15 protein-coding genes are annotated in these 18,152 nt (G+C 51.7%); 14 read left to right on the top strand and 1 reads right to left on the bottom strand.

What is annotated here, in order from left to right; all coding sequences use genetic code 11:
- Window positions 1-2: 2 nt before the first annotated feature.
- From ACQUQU_RS18265 to ACQUQU_RS18240, 6 genes are read left to right on the top strand one after another with little or no spacing between them, the layout of a single operon-like run.
- Entirely contained in the window at window positions 3-4,064 is a 4,062-nt protein-coding gene (locus ACQUQU_RS18265) for an Eco57I restriction-modification methylase domain-containing protein (RefSeq protein WP_430461147.1), read from the top strand.
- Window positions 4,064-5,401, top strand: a complete 1,338-nt coding sequence (locus ACQUQU_RS18260; RefSeq protein WP_430461146.1) for an AAA family ATPase — start codon at window positions 4,064-4,066, stop codon at window positions 5,399-5,401. The genes ACQUQU_RS18265 and ACQUQU_RS18260 overlap by 1 nt, the downstream gene beginning before the upstream one ends.
- A gap of 16 nt (window positions 5,402-5,417) precedes the next feature.
- Window positions 5,418-5,948 carry a hypothetical protein gene (locus ACQUQU_RS18255; RefSeq protein WP_430461145.1) on the top strand — a complete coding sequence of 177 codons (531 nt, stop codon included), beginning with the start codon at window positions 5,418-5,420 and terminating at the stop codon, window positions 5,946-5,948.
- Between the two features lie 6 nt (window positions 5,949-5,954).
- Window positions 5,955-6,650: an RNA ligase family protein gene (locus ACQUQU_RS18250; protein WP_430461144.1), complete on the top strand. Its 696-nt coding sequence runs from the start codon at window positions 5,955-5,957 to the stop codon at window positions 6,648-6,650.
- A 52-nt stretch (window positions 6,651-6,702) separates the two neighbouring features.
- The gene (locus ACQUQU_RS18245; protein WP_430461143.1) at window positions 6,703-9,375 is read left to right on the top strand and encodes an ATP-binding domain-containing protein; all 2,673 of its coding nucleotides are present in this window, start codon (window positions 6,703-6,705) and stop codon (window positions 9,373-9,375) included.
- The gene (locus tag ACQUQU_RS18240; protein ID WP_430461142.1) at window positions 9,372-10,166 is read left to right on the top strand and encodes an HNH endonuclease; all 795 of its coding nucleotides are present in this window, start codon (window positions 9,372-9,374) and stop codon (window positions 10,164-10,166) included. The genes ACQUQU_RS18245 and ACQUQU_RS18240 overlap by 4 nt, the downstream gene beginning before the upstream one ends.
- A gap of 12 nt (window positions 10,167-10,178) precedes the next feature.
- Here the strand turns inward: ACQUQU_RS18240 and ACQUQU_RS18235 are convergent, their stop codons facing one another.
- On the bottom strand, window positions 10,179-10,529 hold the full coding sequence (locus ACQUQU_RS18235) for a helix-turn-helix domain-containing protein (RefSeq protein WP_430461141.1): 351 nt from the start codon (window positions 10,527-10,529) through the stop codon (window positions 10,179-10,181).
- Between the two features lie 76 nt (window positions 10,530-10,605).
- Between ACQUQU_RS18235 and ACQUQU_RS18230 the strand changes: the two genes are divergently transcribed.
- From ACQUQU_RS18230 to ACQUQU_RS18195, 8 genes are all read left to right on the top strand, one after another.
- Window positions 10,606-10,821: a hypothetical protein gene (locus ACQUQU_RS18230; protein ID WP_430461140.1), complete on the top strand. Its 216-nt coding sequence runs from the start codon at window positions 10,606-10,608 to the stop codon at window positions 10,819-10,821.
- A gap of 11 nt (window positions 10,822-10,832) precedes the next feature.
- Complete coding sequence (locus tag ACQUQU_RS18225) at window positions 10,833-12,044, top strand: Arm DNA-binding domain-containing protein (protein ID WP_430461139.1); 1,212 nt, start codon at window positions 10,833-10,835, stop codon at window positions 12,042-12,044.
- Window positions 12,044-12,301 carry a hypothetical protein gene (locus tag ACQUQU_RS18220; RefSeq protein WP_430461138.1) on the top strand — a complete coding sequence of 86 codons (258 nt, stop codon included), beginning with the start codon at window positions 12,044-12,046 and terminating at the stop codon, window positions 12,299-12,301. The genes ACQUQU_RS18225 and ACQUQU_RS18220 overlap by 1 nt, the downstream gene beginning before the upstream one ends.
- Window positions 12,302-12,449: 148 nt before the next feature.
- Window positions 12,450-14,486, top strand: a complete 2,037-nt coding sequence (locus ACQUQU_RS18215; RefSeq protein WP_430461137.1) for a TonB-dependent receptor — start codon at window positions 12,450-12,452, stop codon at window positions 14,484-14,486.
- On the top strand, window positions 14,486-15,466 hold the full coding sequence (locus tag ACQUQU_RS18210) for an ABC transporter substrate-binding protein (protein WP_430461136.1): 981 nt from the start codon (window positions 14,486-14,488) through the stop codon (window positions 15,464-15,466). Before ACQUQU_RS18215 ends, ACQUQU_RS18210 begins: the two co-directional genes overlap by 1 nt.
- A 1-nt stretch (window position 15,467) precedes the next feature.
- Window positions 15,468-16,256 (top strand): ABC transporter permease, encoded by a 789-nt coding sequence (locus tag ACQUQU_RS18205; protein WP_430461135.1) that lies wholly within the window; start codon window positions 15,468-15,470, stop codon window positions 16,254-16,256.
- Window positions 16,256-16,993, top strand: a complete 738-nt coding sequence (locus ACQUQU_RS18200) for an ABC transporter ATP-binding protein (protein WP_430461134.1) — start codon at window positions 16,256-16,258, stop codon at window positions 16,991-16,993. Before ACQUQU_RS18205 ends, ACQUQU_RS18200 begins: the two co-directional genes overlap by 1 nt.
- Entirely contained in the window at window positions 16,990-18,150 is a 1,161-nt protein-coding gene (locus ACQUQU_RS18195; protein WP_430461133.1) for an NnrS family protein, read from the top strand. Before ACQUQU_RS18200 ends, ACQUQU_RS18195 begins: the two co-directional genes overlap by 4 nt.
- Window positions 18,151-18,152: the final 2 nt, after the last annotated feature.

The following is an 18,152-nucleotide window of genomic DNA, read 5'->3' as shown; positions in this document are numbered from 1 at the left end:
CCATGAAAAAAGTAAAACGCCAACCGAAAAGCGCTCTGAACCTGCCCAGCATTACCCTTGAAGGCGGACTGTTTCTGCCCGACCAACTGGAAAAAGCGGCACTCGGTCAGGCAAGCCTGCAAACCGAAGCAGATTACCGTATCCCCAAGGGCTTAAAACTTAAGGATGAATACAGCCGCGCGTTCCAGATTGCCTGCGCCCAGTGGAAGCCTTTTGCTGCCAATCTGGAACGGCAAGACGTCGATGTCTGGGCCGTAACCCAAAGCTTTGTGCAGGAACTGCTGCGCGATGCCTTTGGCTACACCAGCATTCAGCCGTCTGGGCCTTTATTGGTTTATGAGCGCCGGTACCCTATCAGTCTGATTGCCGGGCATATTCCGGTTGTGGTCGCACCGTTTAACGCAAAGCTTGATGACGGCCTGCCAGAGCTGGCAGTCGAAGGTACAGGCAGTCGCAAAAAATCAGCATTCCAGTTAGCGCAGGAGCTGCTGAATGCCAGCGACGAACACCTCTGGGCCATCGTCAGCAACGGAAAACAACTGCGTATTTTGCGCGATGCAGCCAGCCTGACACGCCCAAGCTTTCTCGAATTTGACCTGCAGGATGTGCTCGAAGGCCAACGCTTCAGCGAATTCGCCAGTCTCTGGCGCTTGCTGCATGCCAGCCGTGCCGCACTGAATTCACAACCAGAGCAAAGCATCTGGGAGCAGTGGCGTGAAACCGGCAAAGCCGAAGGTACCCGTGTACGCGATGGCCTGCGTATCGGCGTAGAACAGGCACTGCTAACCCTGGGTGAAGGCTTTATCCAACACCCGGCCAACCAGGCACTACGCCAACAACTGGCCGATGGAGCCATCAGCAAAAACGACTACTTTCAGCAATTGCTGCGGCTAGTGTATCGCCTGATATTCCTGTTTACCGTGGAAGAACGCGGTCTGCTGCACCCACAAGACGCTGAACAAAATGAAGGAAAGAAACTTTCCAAAGCCCAGATACAGGCTCGGCGTGCTTACGCTCAGGGCTATGCGTTGGGCCGCCTGCGTGATGCTTGCCTGAAACGCCGTAACCTCAACCGTTTTGACGACCAATGGCAGTCATTACGCATTGTGTTTTCGGGCTTGGCTGAGGGTGAAGAACGGCTCGATCTGCCCGCACTGGGTGGCTTATTTAACATACAGCAGTGCAAGGCACTGGATAGTTCCAGCCTGTACAACCTGCACTTGCTCAGTGCTATGCGTCATTTACGCTGGGCCATGCACAAGGGCTCACCAGCCCCCATCGATTACCGCAATATGGGGCCAGAAGAGCTGGGCAGCGTATACGAAAGCCTGCTGGAGCTGGTACCGGATATTAACGTTACAGCAAAAACCTTTGGCTTTGTCGGTATTACCAGCGAAGGCTCGACCGCCGGTAACGCCCGTAAAACCAGTGGTAGTTATTACACCCCGGATTCACTGGTACAGGAGCTGATCAAATCCGCACTGGAACCGGTAATAAGGCAGCGGTTAGAAGCCAATAAAAGTAATCCAACCGATGCCTTGCTCAGTATTCGCGTGATCGACCCCGCCTGTGGCAGTGGTCACTTCTTGCTGGCGGCGGCACGCCGATTGGCACAGGAGCTGGCTCAGCTGCGCACCGAAGACGGTGCAGTAAAACCCGCCGATTACCGTCACGCTCTGCGTGATGTGGTGGCCAACTGTATCTTCGGTGTCGACCGCAATCCCATGGCGCTGGAGCTGGCGCGCATGGCGCTGTGGCTGGAAGGTTTTGAAGAAGGCCAACCGTTATCGTTCCTCGATCACCACTTACAATGCGGTGATGCCTTGTTGGGTCTGACCGACCTGAAAGCATTGGAATACGGTATCCCGAAAGCAGCCTTTAAAGCCCTGTCGGGTGATGAAAAGCCGGTATGCACCGCACTGGGCAAAGCCAATACCGCTGCGTTAAAGCAGTTGGAAAAAGACCGTAAAAGCCCACAGTTCAAGTTGCCGCTGGAACAAGCCAGCCAATTGGCAGAGTTGCAAGCCATCGAGGCCATGCCCCAGCGCACCACCAAACAAATCGCCAAACAGGAAGCCGCCTACCTGGCCTTTCTCGACAAGGCCAAACACAGCCCGTTACGCCACGCCGCCGATATGCTGCTGGGTGCGTTTTTAATGGCCAAAACCGAAGACACAGAAGCGCAAATTCCGACCACGGCCAATCTGTATCTGGAACTGGTGAACAACCACCATAACGAGCAGCACTTGAGCATTCGCAACCAGGCGATGCAGGCCTGTAGTGATGCCAGCGTATTCCACTGGCCATTGGCTTATCCGCAAGTCTTTGCCCAGGGCGGTTTTGACTGCGTGCTGGGCAACCCGCCGTGGGAACGCATCAAGCTACAGGAAGAAGAGTTCTTTGCCACCCGCAGTACCGATGTAGCCAACGCCAAGAACAAGGCAGAACGTGCGCAACGGATTCAGTGGCTAAGCGAAGGTATGCTGGCCAAGCATCTTTACCCGGAAATTCCACACCCGGAGCACGAATGCCTGGCCGAAACCCGTTTGTATAACGAATTCGTGACCGCTAAACGCACCGCTGAAGCCGCCAGTGCTTTTATGCACGTCAATGGCGACGAAGGTGGGCGCTATGCGCTGACCGGCGTCGGTGACGTCAATACCTATGCGCTGTTCAGTGAAACGATTTATCAGATCATCTCACCAGAAGGGCGTGCTGGTTTTATTGTGCCTTCTGGCTTGGCTACAGATAACTCAACCAAAGACTTTTTTGGCGAGCTAGTATCTAAAAAGGCGCTGGATAGCTTCTTTGAGTTTGAAAACGAAGGCTTCTTCCAAGGTGCAGGGCAAGGCCATATGTTGCGTTTTGCTCTGACGACCATTGTAGGTTCTGCACAGCAAACTGATGAAATGCGTTTTCTGTTTCAGGGTAAAAAAATTGAACACCTCCATGATCCCGAGCGTGTTTTTACCCTGAGCCCTGAAGATATTTCCCGAGTAAACCCAAATACTTTAACGTGCCCAATTTTCCAATCTCGTTACGATGCTGAGATTACAAAGAAAATCTACCAGCGTGTTCCTGTGCTTATTCGTGAGGAAACGAAAGAGGCATCAGAAAGAAACCCGTGGGGAATTCAGTTTGTAGCTATGTACCACATGTCTAGCGATAGTTATCTTTTCAGAACATATGATGAGCTTGTAAAAGAAGAATATAGCTTAATAGCAAGTCGTTTCTGCAAAGGAACATCTGAATACGTCCCGGTCTATGAAGGCAAGATGATTTATCACTATAACCACCGTTATAGCGACTTTAAGTTAACGCCTCATGAACGTGCACACATCCTTCCGAAAACGACTCTGGATGATCTTCAGGACCCCTCGTATGAGCCACTTCCATTCTACTGGTTACCCAAGGAAGACATGGAGGAGCGTTTTGAGGAGAAAGAATGGCCGTACAAGTGGGTCCTCGGATTCAGGGATGTTACCGACTCCAGGGCCAGTGCTCGTTCTTTTGTTGGCTCAGTGATTCCTAGAGTAGCAGTCGGCAATAAGTTCCCACTGATGCTTACTGATCGCTCTCCAAAGTTGGTGGCCTTGTTACAAGCTAACGTCTCATCAATATGTTTCGACTATTTTGCCAGACAAAAAATTGGTGGTTTAACGATGAATTTCTTTATCGTGAAGCAGTTGCCAGTGTTGAGCCCAGACCTTTATTCAGAACAAGACATCACGTTCGTAACTAGCAGAGTGCTGCAACTTACTTATAACTCGAATGATATGGAGGGGTGGGCTAAAGACTTGGGCTATGAAGGCCAGCCATTCAACTTCGATCCTGATTGCAGAGCTGTGCTTCAAGCAGAGCTTGATGCTTACTATGCCAAACTGTACGGCCTTTCAAGGCAGGAACTGCAATTCATTCTTGACCCCGAATCAATTAAGCCAGGCTATCCATCAGAAACATTTGCGGTGTTAAAAAGAAGCGATGAGCGCCTGTACGGTGAATACCGCACCCAACGTCTGGTGCTGGAAGCCTGGGATAAACTGGAAGCGGGAGAGCTGCACTGATGCTAAGCCATCTGAAGCTGGATAATTTCAAAATCTGGCGCACTACGGGGCCGCTGCGGTTAGCGCCACTCACACTGCTGCTGGGCACCAACTCATCGGGCAAATCCAGCCTGATTCAGAGTTTGCTGCTGATTCGCCAGACGGTAAAAAGCGATGACCCGAATATCGATCTGAATCTGGGCAACCCGGATAACGACTATGCCAATGGCAAGGCCGACTCGGTAACGCTGGGGCAGTTTCAGGATGTACTGTGCCGCAGCGCCAGTGCCTCGGCCAGCACACCGGCTAACCAGTTCGGGATTGAGTTTCGCTGGCAGGAAGAACCCGGTAGTCATGAGTCTTCACTGTTTTCCGCCCGTTATCGCAAAGGCAGTGGTAATAGTGCTGAATTGGACTCTCTGCGCTTGGGTAAAGGCGAACAGGGTTTTACCGTGCAGCGCAAAAAAGCCGGTATTTACCAGCTGAATCTCGCCAGCGAGCGCAAGCCGCTGGGGCAAAGTGCCGACTTCCGCCCGGAGCGTTCCTTTGCGTTTTCAGCCGCAACCCTGAATAAACTCGGTGATCGTGCCGACGCCATCCGGGATATTGGCCCGGAACTGCTGGATGAACTCAGCCGCATTATCTATCTGGGCCCAGTTCGTCGCTTGGCTCAACGAGATTATGTTTGGGCCGGGCGGATGCCCGCCCATATAGGCGATGACGGCGCACGAGCGATTGATGCCTTGATTGCCAGCGGCGTTGAGTATCAGCAGCTCAAAAAATCCCGTAAGCCGTTAAACGACACGGCACGTTTATTTGAACAGACGGCTTATTGGCTGAAGAAAATGAACCTTGCCGATGGGTTGAATGTAAAACAGCTGGGGCGCTCTGCTCGTTATGAGTTGCATATCGTCAATTATGGTGAAGGCAGCAATATCAAGGATGTCGGTGTTGGCGTATCTCAGGTGTTGCCGGTCATTGTTGCAACCCTGTTCGCCCAGCCAGGCCATATCGTGCTGATTGAAGAGCCCGAAAGCCACCTACATCCACTGGCTCAAAGTGAACTGGCAGAGCTGCTGTCGCAAGTCAGTCGTGAACGTCACGTACAATTCATTGTAGAAACTCACAGCGAACATCTGTTCCGACGCCTGCAAACCCTGACGGCACAGGAGGTGATCTCTGAGAAAGAAACCGCCCTGTATTTTGTTGAGCGCGATGGTAAAACAGCCAAAATGCGTCCGCTCGAATTGGACGAATTTGGCCGTTTGAAAAACTGGCCAGACAAGTTCTTTGGCGATGCGATGGGTGAAACCCGAGAGCAAGCCCGTCTGGTGTTTGAAAAGCAGGCTCAAAAATAACGATAAGGACATCGCAATGAAGGAACGCTACGTTGTCGATACCAACGTATTGATTGCCGCCAGTGCCGCTAATCCAACCGCCCCGAAAGATATTGATGCAACACCGGCAGAACCCAAACAGCGAAGGCGGGTTTGGCAATGGCTCCATGAATTCGAGAAAAGTCCATCAAAAATGGTATTGGATACAGCTAATGGGATTTACTCGGAGTACACCCATAAACTCGGTTTCAATGATTACGGTATTCAAGTCGTGATGCACAAATGGAGTACCAATGCCGTCGATAACGTCGAAGTAGAATACGATGCCGACGGGCATGGCATTTTGCAGCCACCCTTACTTGATGTGATCCATGATCTTGCTGATAAAAAGATGGTCGCAGCTGCGCTGGATTCTCACGAAAAATATGGTGAAGGCTGTGTGGCGTTTGCCGGTGATACCGACTGGCATGACTGGGAAACTAACCTGCTTGCCAATAACATACAGCTTGAACCCATTATTGAAGACTGGTCCCGTCAGAAACATGCTGAAAAGCAGACCCGTAAATAATCCTAAATGACTGAGTTTTTTCGTTTTCCTCACACGCCTCATATCGACTGGCTTGGTAAAGAGCCACCACGAGACGACAAGGTACTTGCCCCCAACGAAGCCAGGCAGCTTCTGGCTGGTGAAGTGTTGGTCGAAGAGAAGCTCGACGGTGCCAATTTGGGAATCTCTATCGGCTCTGACGGCCAGATCCTGGCCCAAAATCGCGGCCAGTATCTACTTGAACCTTTATCTGGCCAGTTCTCTCGGCTAAACAGTTGGTTTGCCCTTCATCAATGGGCATTAAGAGATCACCTCTCACCGGGCTGGATTCTGTTTGGCGAGTGGTGCGCCGCCAAACATTCCCTCGACTACAACAGCCTGCCAGACTGGTTCCTGGTTTTTGACGTCTACGACCGCCAACAGCAACGGTTTTTCAGCAGTGAACGCCGCAATCAACTGGCGTCAGATCTTGGTTTAAGCTGCGTACCCGCCTTGCTTGAAGGCAAGACCAGTCTGAACGAGTTAAAGCAACTGCTGGCAACATCCCAAAGCCGCTACCGCAAGGGGCCCCCTGAAGGCCTGATAATCCGCCGACAAAACGAAGATTGGTGCGAACAGAGAGCAAAGCTGGTACGCGCTGATTTTACTCAAAGCATCACTAAACACTGGAGCAGCAAGACTATCGAGTGGAACACGCTGCAAACAGGCAAACCATCGACTTGATGCTTTTATCACTTTAAGATCAGCTCAATATCGCCCTCGAAAGGAACATCGGATGGATGAGCTGCAATCGTTAGCCAAGGAAACTCTGGATACTATCAAAGAGATTGCTCAGACAGCACAAGCGAAGCTGCAATCAGGATCTGATCGCGGCACTGATAGCTTCGCCACGAGCAATGCCTTCACTGGCGCCAACGCTCACCAGAATCTCGCCAACATCCAAAAAAATCAGGATGAGGGACTAAGAAGCCTGACTCGGGAACCCGCCATCATGAGGATGGTACTTGAAGACGATGCTGGCAATCTTCGAGTGGCATACATATCACGTACGACAGGCATCGTACTTGGTTCAGGCAGGCAACTAGCCTCTTATCGATCTGACATCGGCAAATTAGCGGAAATCCCATTAGGGGAAATGGCCGTAGCTAATTCTGATGGTAAGCCAACCCGCTACTATGTAATCGAAAAGCTCAGCATCAAGTCGCAGCAACTAGCGAAAGAGTGGGATTCAAAGCCATCGGTCTTCCGCCACCTTGATGCCGACACCAAGACTATTAGCTCACTAAGAGACCTGCTTGCTTCCGAGAGCCCTGCTGATATCGCGGATGAATTTGAGCGGATGCTCGCAGGATTTGAAGCATCCGATATCGTTCAGTCCGGTATCAAACATCAGATCAGAACGGCTATGGGATTGAGAGACCAGCCGATCCTGGACCAATTTCAGGGTACGATTTTCCGTCTGCCACTGGATGAACAGCTGATTATACTTGGCCCACCCGGTACCGGTAAAACCACTACGCTGATCAAGCGTCTCGGCCAAAAGCTTGACCTGCTCAGCTTGTCCGACGACGAACGCTCGGTTGCCGTACAAAATGACCATATTCGCCCTCATCAGCAAAGTTGGCTGATGTTTACCCCTTCGGAATTGCTGAGGCATTATCTGAAAGAGGCCTTTAGTCTGGAGAACATCTCGGCGTCAGATGAGCATGTGAAAACCTGGACCAGTTTTCGAAACAGCTTTGCCCGAAATACGCTTGGGGTGCTTAAAACAGCCAATGGCGGCCGCTTTTTGTTGAATACGAATAGTGAAGTTGTTCATCAAGAGGTTATTCAGGATCCCCGTGATTGGTTTGAAGCCTTTATGCAATTCCATAAAGACTGGCTTAAGCTGCAGTTAAAAACTGGATTACCACAGGTCGAGGCAGCTGCTGGTGAACAACATGGCGAACTATTGCAGAAGCTTCAGGTAGTCGTATCCCGAATTGAGCAAGACTCTCTTGTTGCTTCGTATCAAGCGCTAAGAAATTTGGAGAGCGAACTTTCTTCAATACAGTCAGAATCCAAAACAAGAGCTGATGAGCTAATCAGGAAAGAGCAGCGTCGGCTATTCAATCAAAACCAGTCTGTTTTTGCTGAGCTGGCAGCCCATATAGAGACGATTGATAACGCTACCGATGAGTTGGATGAAGATGATGACGAAGACGCTTCTGATGAAGTCGACGCTACTTCATCAAAAGCGCCGGGGTCTGCAGCTAGAGGTACCCTCTTCTATGCTGCAGCAATTAGATCACTTGCCAGAAATGTATTTCAAAAACGGACTGCGCCCAAATCCGGCCGAAATGCCGCTGTCTTGGCGTTTCTGGGTGAGCGTATTCCAGCAACCGACGCTCTGAAGGAAATCGGCCGCAACGCTAGCATGCAGTCTGGCCTTGGCCGTTTTATCAAGTCTCATTCGAAGTACGTGTCATCAGTTGCCAGTAGCTATGTGCGCTTTCGAAGAAGCAAGGATGCCAAAGAGCAGCAATTTTATTCCACGAAATCCAAGGCGAATGAGATTACTCCAATCGAACTGGACCTTGTCATTCTGACAATGTTGAAAAACGCTAGAGAGCTTCTTGGACAGAATTTCGTAAAACGCAATATCGAGCAGACAGAATTCGATTACTTGCAGACGATTTCATCCCACTTCCGTAACCAGATCATGGTCGATGAAGCGACAGACTTCTCGATTCTTGAGCTCGCCTGTATGGAGAGCCTTACATCACCCAACACACAGTCTTTCTTCGCGTGTGGTGACTTTAACCAGCGAATCACATCGACAGGTATTCGCCATATTGAACAGCTTGAGTGGGTATCAAAGAGAATAAAAGCTCATCCAATTCGTGTTGTGTATCGTCAGAGCCGGTTACTCAACCGTTTCGCCAATGATTTGCTGGAGTTACAGAAGGGTGACTTGTCTGCCGCAGGCCAGCTGCCGGATGACAGCATCCATGAAGGTGTATCCCCCGTTCTGGGCGAGAATATCGAAGGAGAGGCAACGGTTAAGTGGCTTGCCGATCGTATTAACGAAGTCGAAAGATCTGTCGGGGCTGGTCTTTTCCCCACCATTGCCGTACTCGTAAATAGCGAGGGCGCTGTCCAACCAATGGCAGAGCAGCTGACCCCATACCTGACCAATCTTAAGGCTGCTGCTTGCTCTGAAGGTCGCTCGCTTGGCGAAGGAACAGATGTACGCGTGTTTGATATTCGGCACATCAAGGGACTTGAGTTCGAGGCGGTATTCTTCGTTGGTATTGACCAGCTTGCAGCTGAACAACCTGCGTTGTTCGACCGCTATCTGTATGTAGGAGCAACCCGGGCTGCTACCTATCTGGGTATCACATGCATTGGCGGCTTGCCTGCCTCACTTGAACCGGTGAGGAATCATTTCGTTGGTAATTGGAAATGAATTCGTTAGAAAGATCATTAGTGGAAAAAGCTGGTTACGATTCCGGCTTTGAATACCTTGAGAGTAGCTTCGCCAATGAGGTTGTTCTTGCTTCTGCTCGGCATCCAGCAAAAGCATCGATCACTAAAGCCGGGTCACAGTTTGAGGTTCATCTCAGTTCGCGAAAATCTCCGTTGCTCAGCAAGGAGATACGAAGGAGCTTTCCGGATTTGGTTGAATCGGCAACTGGATTTTACGTCGATTCCGAAGTGGAGCTGGCAAAGCTGCTCCGCCGTGCCGCGTCGTTATCATATGCCCTGCCCAATCAGGCGGCTAACAACTACCACGCTCTGCTGGAAAAAGAACTTGAAGCTCTCGCGCCAGAAGCCAGGGGAACCGAGATCGAGAGGCTTGTTCGACAACGTGTTGGGCAACAATCTTACCGCTCAGCCATGATGGACTACTGGGGTGGCGCATGCGCGGTTACAGGCATATCAGTCACCGCTGTACTCCGAGCAAGCCATTCCAAACCCTGGGCGGAGTGCGACACCGATAATGATCGCCTGAATGTATTCAATGGCTTTCTGCTGAGTGCAAATCTTGATGCGCTTTTTGATCGCTTCCTGATCACATTCGACGACAACGGTGAACTGGTCACCTCAACAGCGATTCCTGCCCAGCAACGAGCTCTACTTGGTATCAATAAGCAGCTGAAGCTCAGATGGTTAGCAACCGAACACCTGCCATTCATCCGCTATCACAGGGAGAGATTCGAAGAGCAGGACTCCCAATATTCTCCCGAAATGTTTTGAGGGATCGGCTCGTTATTCTGGTTCTGAAACGGTTGGCAAGTGCTCTGCAATACTGCCGATCGGCACTTCAAAATAAACACATAACCGATCCAGCACGTCGGTGTTCGTGACATACCCCTTCTGATTGGCAATCTTGGATAGCGTGGTTCGGTGAATGCCGGTTTCACGTGATACCTCTTCCAGAGTGATCCGACGCCCTTCCTTAAATTCCTTATCGGCTATCAGTTCCTTCAATCTAAAACGGACCATGAGCTTGGTTTCCAGGCTGTTTATTGCCCGAATATTACCGCTTAAACCAATCTGCACCAAGCGCGCGAGCTCATCATACGAGCACCCTGAAGGATATATGTAGAGTGTACTCATCAAAAAAGTATTGACATGGGTTTTGATCGCTTCTAATGTAGACCTTGCTCTACAAACAACCACTAAGGAACGCATTATGAGCCAAACATACTTAACCACCGAAGAACTGGCAGAACGCATCAAATACGACCCACGCACCATCCGTAACCAACTGAAGGACTCTGTTCTGCTTGAAGGCGTGCACTACTTCCGTCCGTTTGGTGGCCGCAAGATTCTGTACGTTTGGGAGAAAATTGAGGCCGATATGTTCAAGGCCCCTTCCATTGACACCGTGGCCATGGCCCTGCAGTAAGGAGCTTAACCATGGCAACAATTAATACCCGCTACGGCCGTCTACAGATCGATTTCCGCTATCGCGGCCAGCGCTGCCGCGAGCAAACGAAGTTTGAGGATTCACCGGCCAACCGTAAGCGTTTGCAGAAAATCATTGAGCGCATGGAAGCCGAAATGGTGCTCGGTACCTTTGTGTACCGCGAGTATTTCCCGAAAAGCGTTAAGGCGGATTTTTTCGATCAGCTGGACGAGAAGGTCCGGGCGGCGCGTTTGTCGCCGTATCAGACCGAGGAAGATATCCCAAAGCTGAAAGACTTCGCTGACGTCTGGCTGACCGAGAAAAAGATTGAATGGCGTGACAGCCATTTACTGACGGTGATGGTGAACCTGAACAGCTACATCCTGCCCAGATTGGGGGATAAAAGAGTCAGCGACATCAGCAAAGCCGATATCCTGAATTTCCGCTCCTCTCTCGCCAAAGATCCGGCGCGGAAATCCAGTGAACTGAAGGCTGCAACCATCAACAAGATCATGACCCCGTTAAGGATGCTTATGACAGAAGCCGCTGACCGGTATGAGTTTACCTGTCCCTTCCGGGGAATCAAATCGCTGAAGATCCAGAAAGTGGATGTTGAGCCTTTTACCCTGGAGGAGGTGCGCCGGATTCTGGATAACGTGCGTGATGACTTTAAGGCCTATTACACCGTGCGTTTCTTCACCGGGATGCGTACGGCGGAGATTGATGGTCTGAAGTGGAAGTACATCGACTTCGAACGCCGCCAGATTCTGATCCGCGAAACCGTTGTGGATGGCAACATCACCTACACCAAGACAGATGGCTCGCAGCGTGAGATTCATATGTCGCAACCCGTTTACGAGGCGTTAAGACAGCAACAGAAGGTTACCGCCCGGCACCAGTTTGTGTTCTCGTCACGCTCTGGCACGCCCCTGAAGCACAACAACATCACTAAGCGTGTGTGGTACCCCTTACTGCGTTATCTGGGCCTGAAGGAACGCCGCCCGTATCAGACCCGCCATACCGCAGCGACTCTTTGGCTGGCCGCCGGCGAAAGCCCGGAGTGGATTGCCCGGCAGATGGGGCATACCACCACCGAGATGCTGTTCCGGGTGTATTCCCGCTATGTACCCAACCTGACCCGCCAGGATGGCTCGGCGTTTGACCGTCTGCTGCAACAGCGCTTTATCGCCGATGGAAGCAAACCCAAAGCGGAGGATGAATAATGCATTACCAACGCTTTCATCAGGTATGGGCTTCAGAAAAAGCCAACCGCATTGCCGACTGGCTCATTTTTGTAGCGGAAGTACAGCATGGCCACGGACTGGCCGGCTACCTTGGAGTCAGCCCCACGGTCGATAACCACAGCGCAGTTCGCATTTGGGTGCAGAAGAAAATGCGCGCCTGGCCACCGGAATTTCAGACGTTGGGGGATTTGCGCAAAGCCTTCGTTGCCCAACTGCCTTCGGAGTATTTTGGTTAGGGGAATTGGTGTAGCTTGCAGGACAGGGATGTCGGACGCATGTGAGCATGCACTCGTCTACCACCAAATGAATACACCACCTACCTACTGATAATAATAACACCTGTACATGTTAATGATAATAATTATCATAAATATGGAGGTGTCTATGTCTTGTTGTAAATCCAGGCTTTCGATCGCCCTGTTGTTCGCCAGTCAGGCAGCTCTGGCTGCAGAGGTCTATGAACTGCCAGCAACGAGTGTTACAGCAACCGGTAATGAGCGTGTCGATACGGAAACACCGGTCAGCACGCTGGCACTCGATAGCCAGCAGTTGTTTGAGAGTCAATCAGCCAATATTGGAGATGCCCTCCGCGGTGAGGCAGGTATCGCCGTCGGGAGCGACAGTGCGCATGGGCAGAACCCATATATCAGGGGGCTGGGTAAAGAACGAATTGTTTTGCTGGTCGATGGCATGCGGCTTAATTCCGCTCAGCCTGCGGGGTCAGTCACCTCACTGATGACTCTGGCGCTGGCCGACCAGCTCGAAGTAGTTAAAGGCGGGTCTTCGGCGCTGTATGGTACGGGAGCTTTAGGCGGCGTGATCAACTTGCGCTTGCCGCAGGCCACTTTCGAGGATCAGTCGGTAAAAGCGAGTGCCGGGAGCGCATCAACTGATAACAGTTACCAGCTTGGTGTCATCGCCAATGCTGGCTCTGAGCAACATGCCCTTATGGTGGGAGCAAGCTATGCCGATCACGACAACTACCACACCCCGGAAGGGGAGGCAGATAAAACAGGTTATGAATCAACCAGCCTGATCGGTCAGTATCGTTTCCGTTACGAAGGAATCCAACTTCGCCTGTCGCATCAGCAACAGAAGGACGAGGACCTCTGGTATCCGGGCTCAACCCGCCCACACCCAACCAATCCAGCTACACGAAATCAAACCATTCACTCCCCAGATCAGAAGCGACTTCTCAATGAAGCAGGCCTCACCTATTCCGGCGACAAGGGTCAGCTGGATGTCCGCCTGTACACTCAGGAGATGGAGCGCACTATTTACGCCTGGGCGGACTGGCTTGGAGACGATATCGTCACCAATGACGTCAGCTTCGATACTCAAGGTGCCGATGTTCGCTACGATCATTATCTGAATTCACAGCATACCCTGTCAGCAGGTATCAATTACTGGCAGATGAGTGCCAGCCCGGACCGGATGATGGCACAAGCCCCCGCTTTCACTACCTTCGTCAGTAACAACCCGTTTGAAGATGCAGAAATTACGGCAACCGGCTTGTATCTGCAGGATGAGCTGTCCGGCAAACAATGGCGACTGATTACCTCGCTGCGTCAGGATGAGGTCAGTGCCGACGCCGGCAGTATGAACAATGGTGCCCGCACAACGGGTCTCCGTCATGAAGACAGTTCACTATCCGGTAGCGTCGCGGCAATGTATGACGTCAGTCCACTGCTGCGTCCCTATGTTCGTCTGAGTAAAGCCTTCCGCGCAGCGGATATGCGTGAACGTTATGAATCTGGCCTGAGAGGAGATGGCTACTACTATATTGGCAGTCCGGACGTGGATGCTGAAACCGCCCACCAGCTGGAACTGGGAATAAAAGGTCGCGATACGCAACTGCAGTACGCCGTCAGTCTTCACCATCAGACCATTAATGATTTTATTACCGGCGAAATTCAGGACCCAAGCGTTAACACCGCTTGTGGTAGCCAGACGTATTGCAAACAAACCGTCAATCTGGGCAGCGTCACCGTGCGTGGAGTGGACGCAGATCTCCGCATAAAGGCAAGCGACTCCCAGAGCGTAAGCGTTAAGATCAGTCTGGTTCGCGGTCACAACAACGACCTGCACGAACCTTTGTTCCAGATGCCGGCTGATGAGTTAACCCTGGGCTGGACCGGTCAATTTACAGAAACGTTGCAACTTGATGCTCAGTGGCGTCTGGTGAAGTCACAGACTCTGACTGCGACCGAATTCAGCCGTGGTCTGGAGGATAAAACGCCGTCATTTAATACATTGGAGGCCGGCCTTAACTGGAAACCAGCAAGAGACCATAAGGTACGCCTTGCGGTCAGCAACCTGACCAACCGTACCTACCATGAGCATCTGGCGGAAGGCTTATCCGGCGCCGAGCTTAATGCTCCCGGACGCAGTGTTGCCCTGAATTGGCAAGGAGCCTTCTGATGCGTGCCTTGCTGATCGCTTACCTGCTCTGCAGTGGTGTTGCCACTGCAGGCACTCCGCTGACACTGGCCGGACCTCCCGCCAGTGTTTCGTTTCCTCTGATCCACATGATTGAAAGTGGAGCCCTGTCAGCTCTGGGTTACGACGCCCACTTTCAGTTGTGGAAAGACCCTGATCAGTTGCGCGCCATTGTGATGTCAGAGCGCGCAGACTATGTGGCAATGCCCACCAATGTCGCCGCAAACCTGTACAACCGTGGTGTCGATACACGCCTGTTGAACGTCAGCACCTGGGGTATTCTTTACCTTTTATCACGCAATGCCGATATGAAATCTCTGACCGATTTTTCCGGAGAAGAAATTACAGTGCCATTCCGTGGTGACATGCCCGACATTGTTTTTCAATTACTGGCTGAAAAACACGGATTAAATCCGCGTCAGGATTTTTCTGTGCGCTATGTTACCTCGCCGCTTGACGCCATGCAGTTGTTGATTATGCGACGCACTGATCATGCATTGCTGGCAGAACCTGCTGTGTCGATGGCCCTGCGTAAAACAGACTCTTTTCCGCTGAAGCTGGTAGCTCCGGATTTATATCGCAGCGTTAATCTTCAGGAAGAATGGGGCAAGCTCTTTAATACCCGGGCGCGTATACCTCAAGCCGGAATCGCCGTTGTTAACGCTACAAACAAGCCAAGGGAAGAACAGGCACTGATCAACCAGGCCTATAAAAAATCGTTGCAGATTTGCCAACAAGCTGCTGCTGAATGTGCCGATATGGTTGTACGCCAGATGCCCATGCTGGAAAAAGAGGCGGTGCTGGATGCGCTGCAGTTCAGCACGATGGAAACACTGACTCCTGACGAAGCTGAACCCGAGCTGAAGTTTTTCTTCAACCAGCTCTATAACAAAAATCCGTCCATATTAGGCGGAAAAATTCCAGACGATGCGTTTTACCAAACGCCAGATCAGGAGCTGTAATTTGGCGTCTCTGGTTCACCGGGCAACAAGCGCCTGCTTTAACTATCTGTGGTCCGGTTGGGGAGCCGCCTCCAGCCTGCTGTTGTTTTTTGCAGCCTGGCAACTGGCGGCCGATATCTTCGGGCCACTGGTCCTGCCACAGCCGTTACATGCCATTAACCGCCTGTGGGAACTGCTTCATCATGCTACGCCGTGGCATGATATTGCAGTCACTGCCCGCCGTGCCATCAGTGGCTTTGTTCTTTCTTTACTGGCTGGCAGTGTATTGGGCATAGGTGCCGGCATGAGCATGACGACATCCATGCTCAGTCGTCCGGTCATTACTGTCCTGATGGGTATTCCCCCCGTTGCCTGGCTGATTCTGGCATTACTCTGGTTCGGCATGGGTGATGGAACCCCTGTTTTTACCGTCTTTATCGCATGCTTCCCTATTATTTTTCTTGGTGCTCTGCAGGGAACAAGAACACTGGATGGACAACTGAAAGAAGTCGCACTTGTTTTCCGCATTCCCATGACAATGCGCTGGAAGGATTTATATTTGCCGCATATTTTTTCGTATTTATTTCCCGCCTGGAGTTCTGCTCTGGGAATGTCGTGGAAAATTGTTGTTATGGCGGAGTTGCTGTCGACCGATGATGGGATTGGTGCTGCGCTGGCGGTATCCCGAAGCCACCTGGACTCTGTCACATCCATGGCCTGGATTCTTGCATTGATAAGCACTCTGCTGGCTGTCGAATATATTCTGCTGGAACCATTGAAACGCCATGTCGAAGCCTGGAGAGAAATATAATGACACGTCTGACGATGCATGAGATCAGTCAGAACTTTGCCACCCGACGCGTGCTTGGCCCTGTTTCAATGACATTAGAGCAGGGCGAAGCCGTAGCTTTGGTCGGCCCATCGGGTAGCGGAAAAACCACTCTGCTGAATATTGCGGCTGGCTTATTGATACCCAGTGGAGGAGTGCTGCGGAACGACTTTGCCAAGCCGACACTGATGTTTCAGCAGCCGCGTTTACTGCCCTGGAAAAACGCGCTCGATAATATCGCCCTTGGTCTCAAAGCCCGGGGGATTGCCCGTAATGATCGGCAGTTGCAAGCTCAGGAAATAGGGCTTCAGCTCGGACTGAGCGAGGAAGATCTGCTTAAGTATCCTGCAGCGTTATCCGGCGGCATGCAAAGCAGGGTCGCACTGGCGCGGGCCCTGCTACCGCAGCCAGATCTGTTACTGCTGGACGAAGCATTTTCCGCCCTCGATATCGGCCTGAAGGCTGAACTGTATCGTTATCTGCAACAGGCGATCTCTGATACCGGCTGCAGTCTGTTGATGATTACCCACGACCCCGCTGAAGCCATGCGTCTCGCCGACCGCATTATCGTATTGGGCGGCAATCCAGGGCATATCTGCTACGAATTTCACACCGGTGGCCATAATCAGCGCCAACAGCAGAACTGGCTGCTCGAACGTACCCGAGATTTTTTGGGTATTGCTGCCGTGCGTGCTGCCTTTCACCTGGAGCCTGCATGAAAACTGTTTCGACATTATGGGACTCGCCACACTGCATATTTTTTCTGCTGACTATTATCTGGGCGTTACTGTCGATGTTGCTGTGGGGATTGACGCTTTTTCTGTCTGTTCCATTCAACCCGCCTGGTGGCCCACTCCTTTGGCATATTCATGAGTTTCTTTTTGCGCTGAGCGGTGCGGCAATCATCGGGTTTATGCTGACTGCTGTGCCTGAATTTACCTCAACTGAACCCGTTAATTATGTATGGCTGAAGCGACTGGCAGGGCTCTGGCTGGCAGGCCGCGTGGCATACATTACGGCGCACTGGTTAACGCCTGCGATCTGGCTGGCTGCCATTGCTGATACTCTGATGCTAATCACGCTATTGACACTGACGACTCCGGTTTTATGGCAGGACCTGACTCGCAAACACCTTAGCCTTCCGCTTGCACTGCTGTTACTTCTGATAGTTAATGTGATGTTTTACTACGAGCTGCCACACCCTGGCAGAGCATTACAAAGTACGCACCTGTTGATGGGTACGCTGATGATTCTGTTATTACTGGCATTAGCGCGCATATCCATGAGTATGGTGAACAGCGCACTGGAAGAGAAGCAAGCGGAGGCAGAACCCTATCTGGCCAGGCCACCACGACGCCAACTGGCCATCATATGTATTCTGCTGTTCAGTGTGTGCTCGTGGTACTTTCCCGCTGCAGGTATTAATGCCTGGCTGGCTCTCGCTGCTGCGGCAGCCATTCTGAATATTCTCAATGACTGGCATCTCGGACGGGTGCTGCTGCGCCGATGGGTTTTATTACCCTATTGTACCTTGTGGCTGATGGCTGCCGGCTATGCCCAGTTAGGGATATCGGGGCTACTGTATGGCAGTGTCAGCAGCGGCGGCCAACATCTGCTCGCAGCGGCACTGATGACAGCCATCATATACGTCGTACTTGTGGCGGGAGGTGTTCACAGTGGCTGGGGTCTTGATGAGCGAAAACGGGTTATTATCCTGATAGTTACAGCATTGCTACTGTTGCCACTGCGAGCCTTAGCGCCGATAGTGCCAGCTGCATACTATCCTCTGCTGGCCATCGCCGCAGGCGGCTGGATGTTATCATGGCTGCTGGTGCTGACGATCAGCTGGCGCACATTGTGGCAGCGGCCGGCATGAGC

The organism is Thalassolituus sp. LLYu03, assembly GCF_050507655.1.
Classification (GTDB): Bacteria; Pseudomonadota; Gammaproteobacteria; order Pseudomonadales; family Oceanobacteraceae; genus Venatoribacter.
The sequence above is the reverse complement of the archived record's forward strand: the minus strand, read 5'-3'. Positions and strand labels throughout refer to the sequence as shown.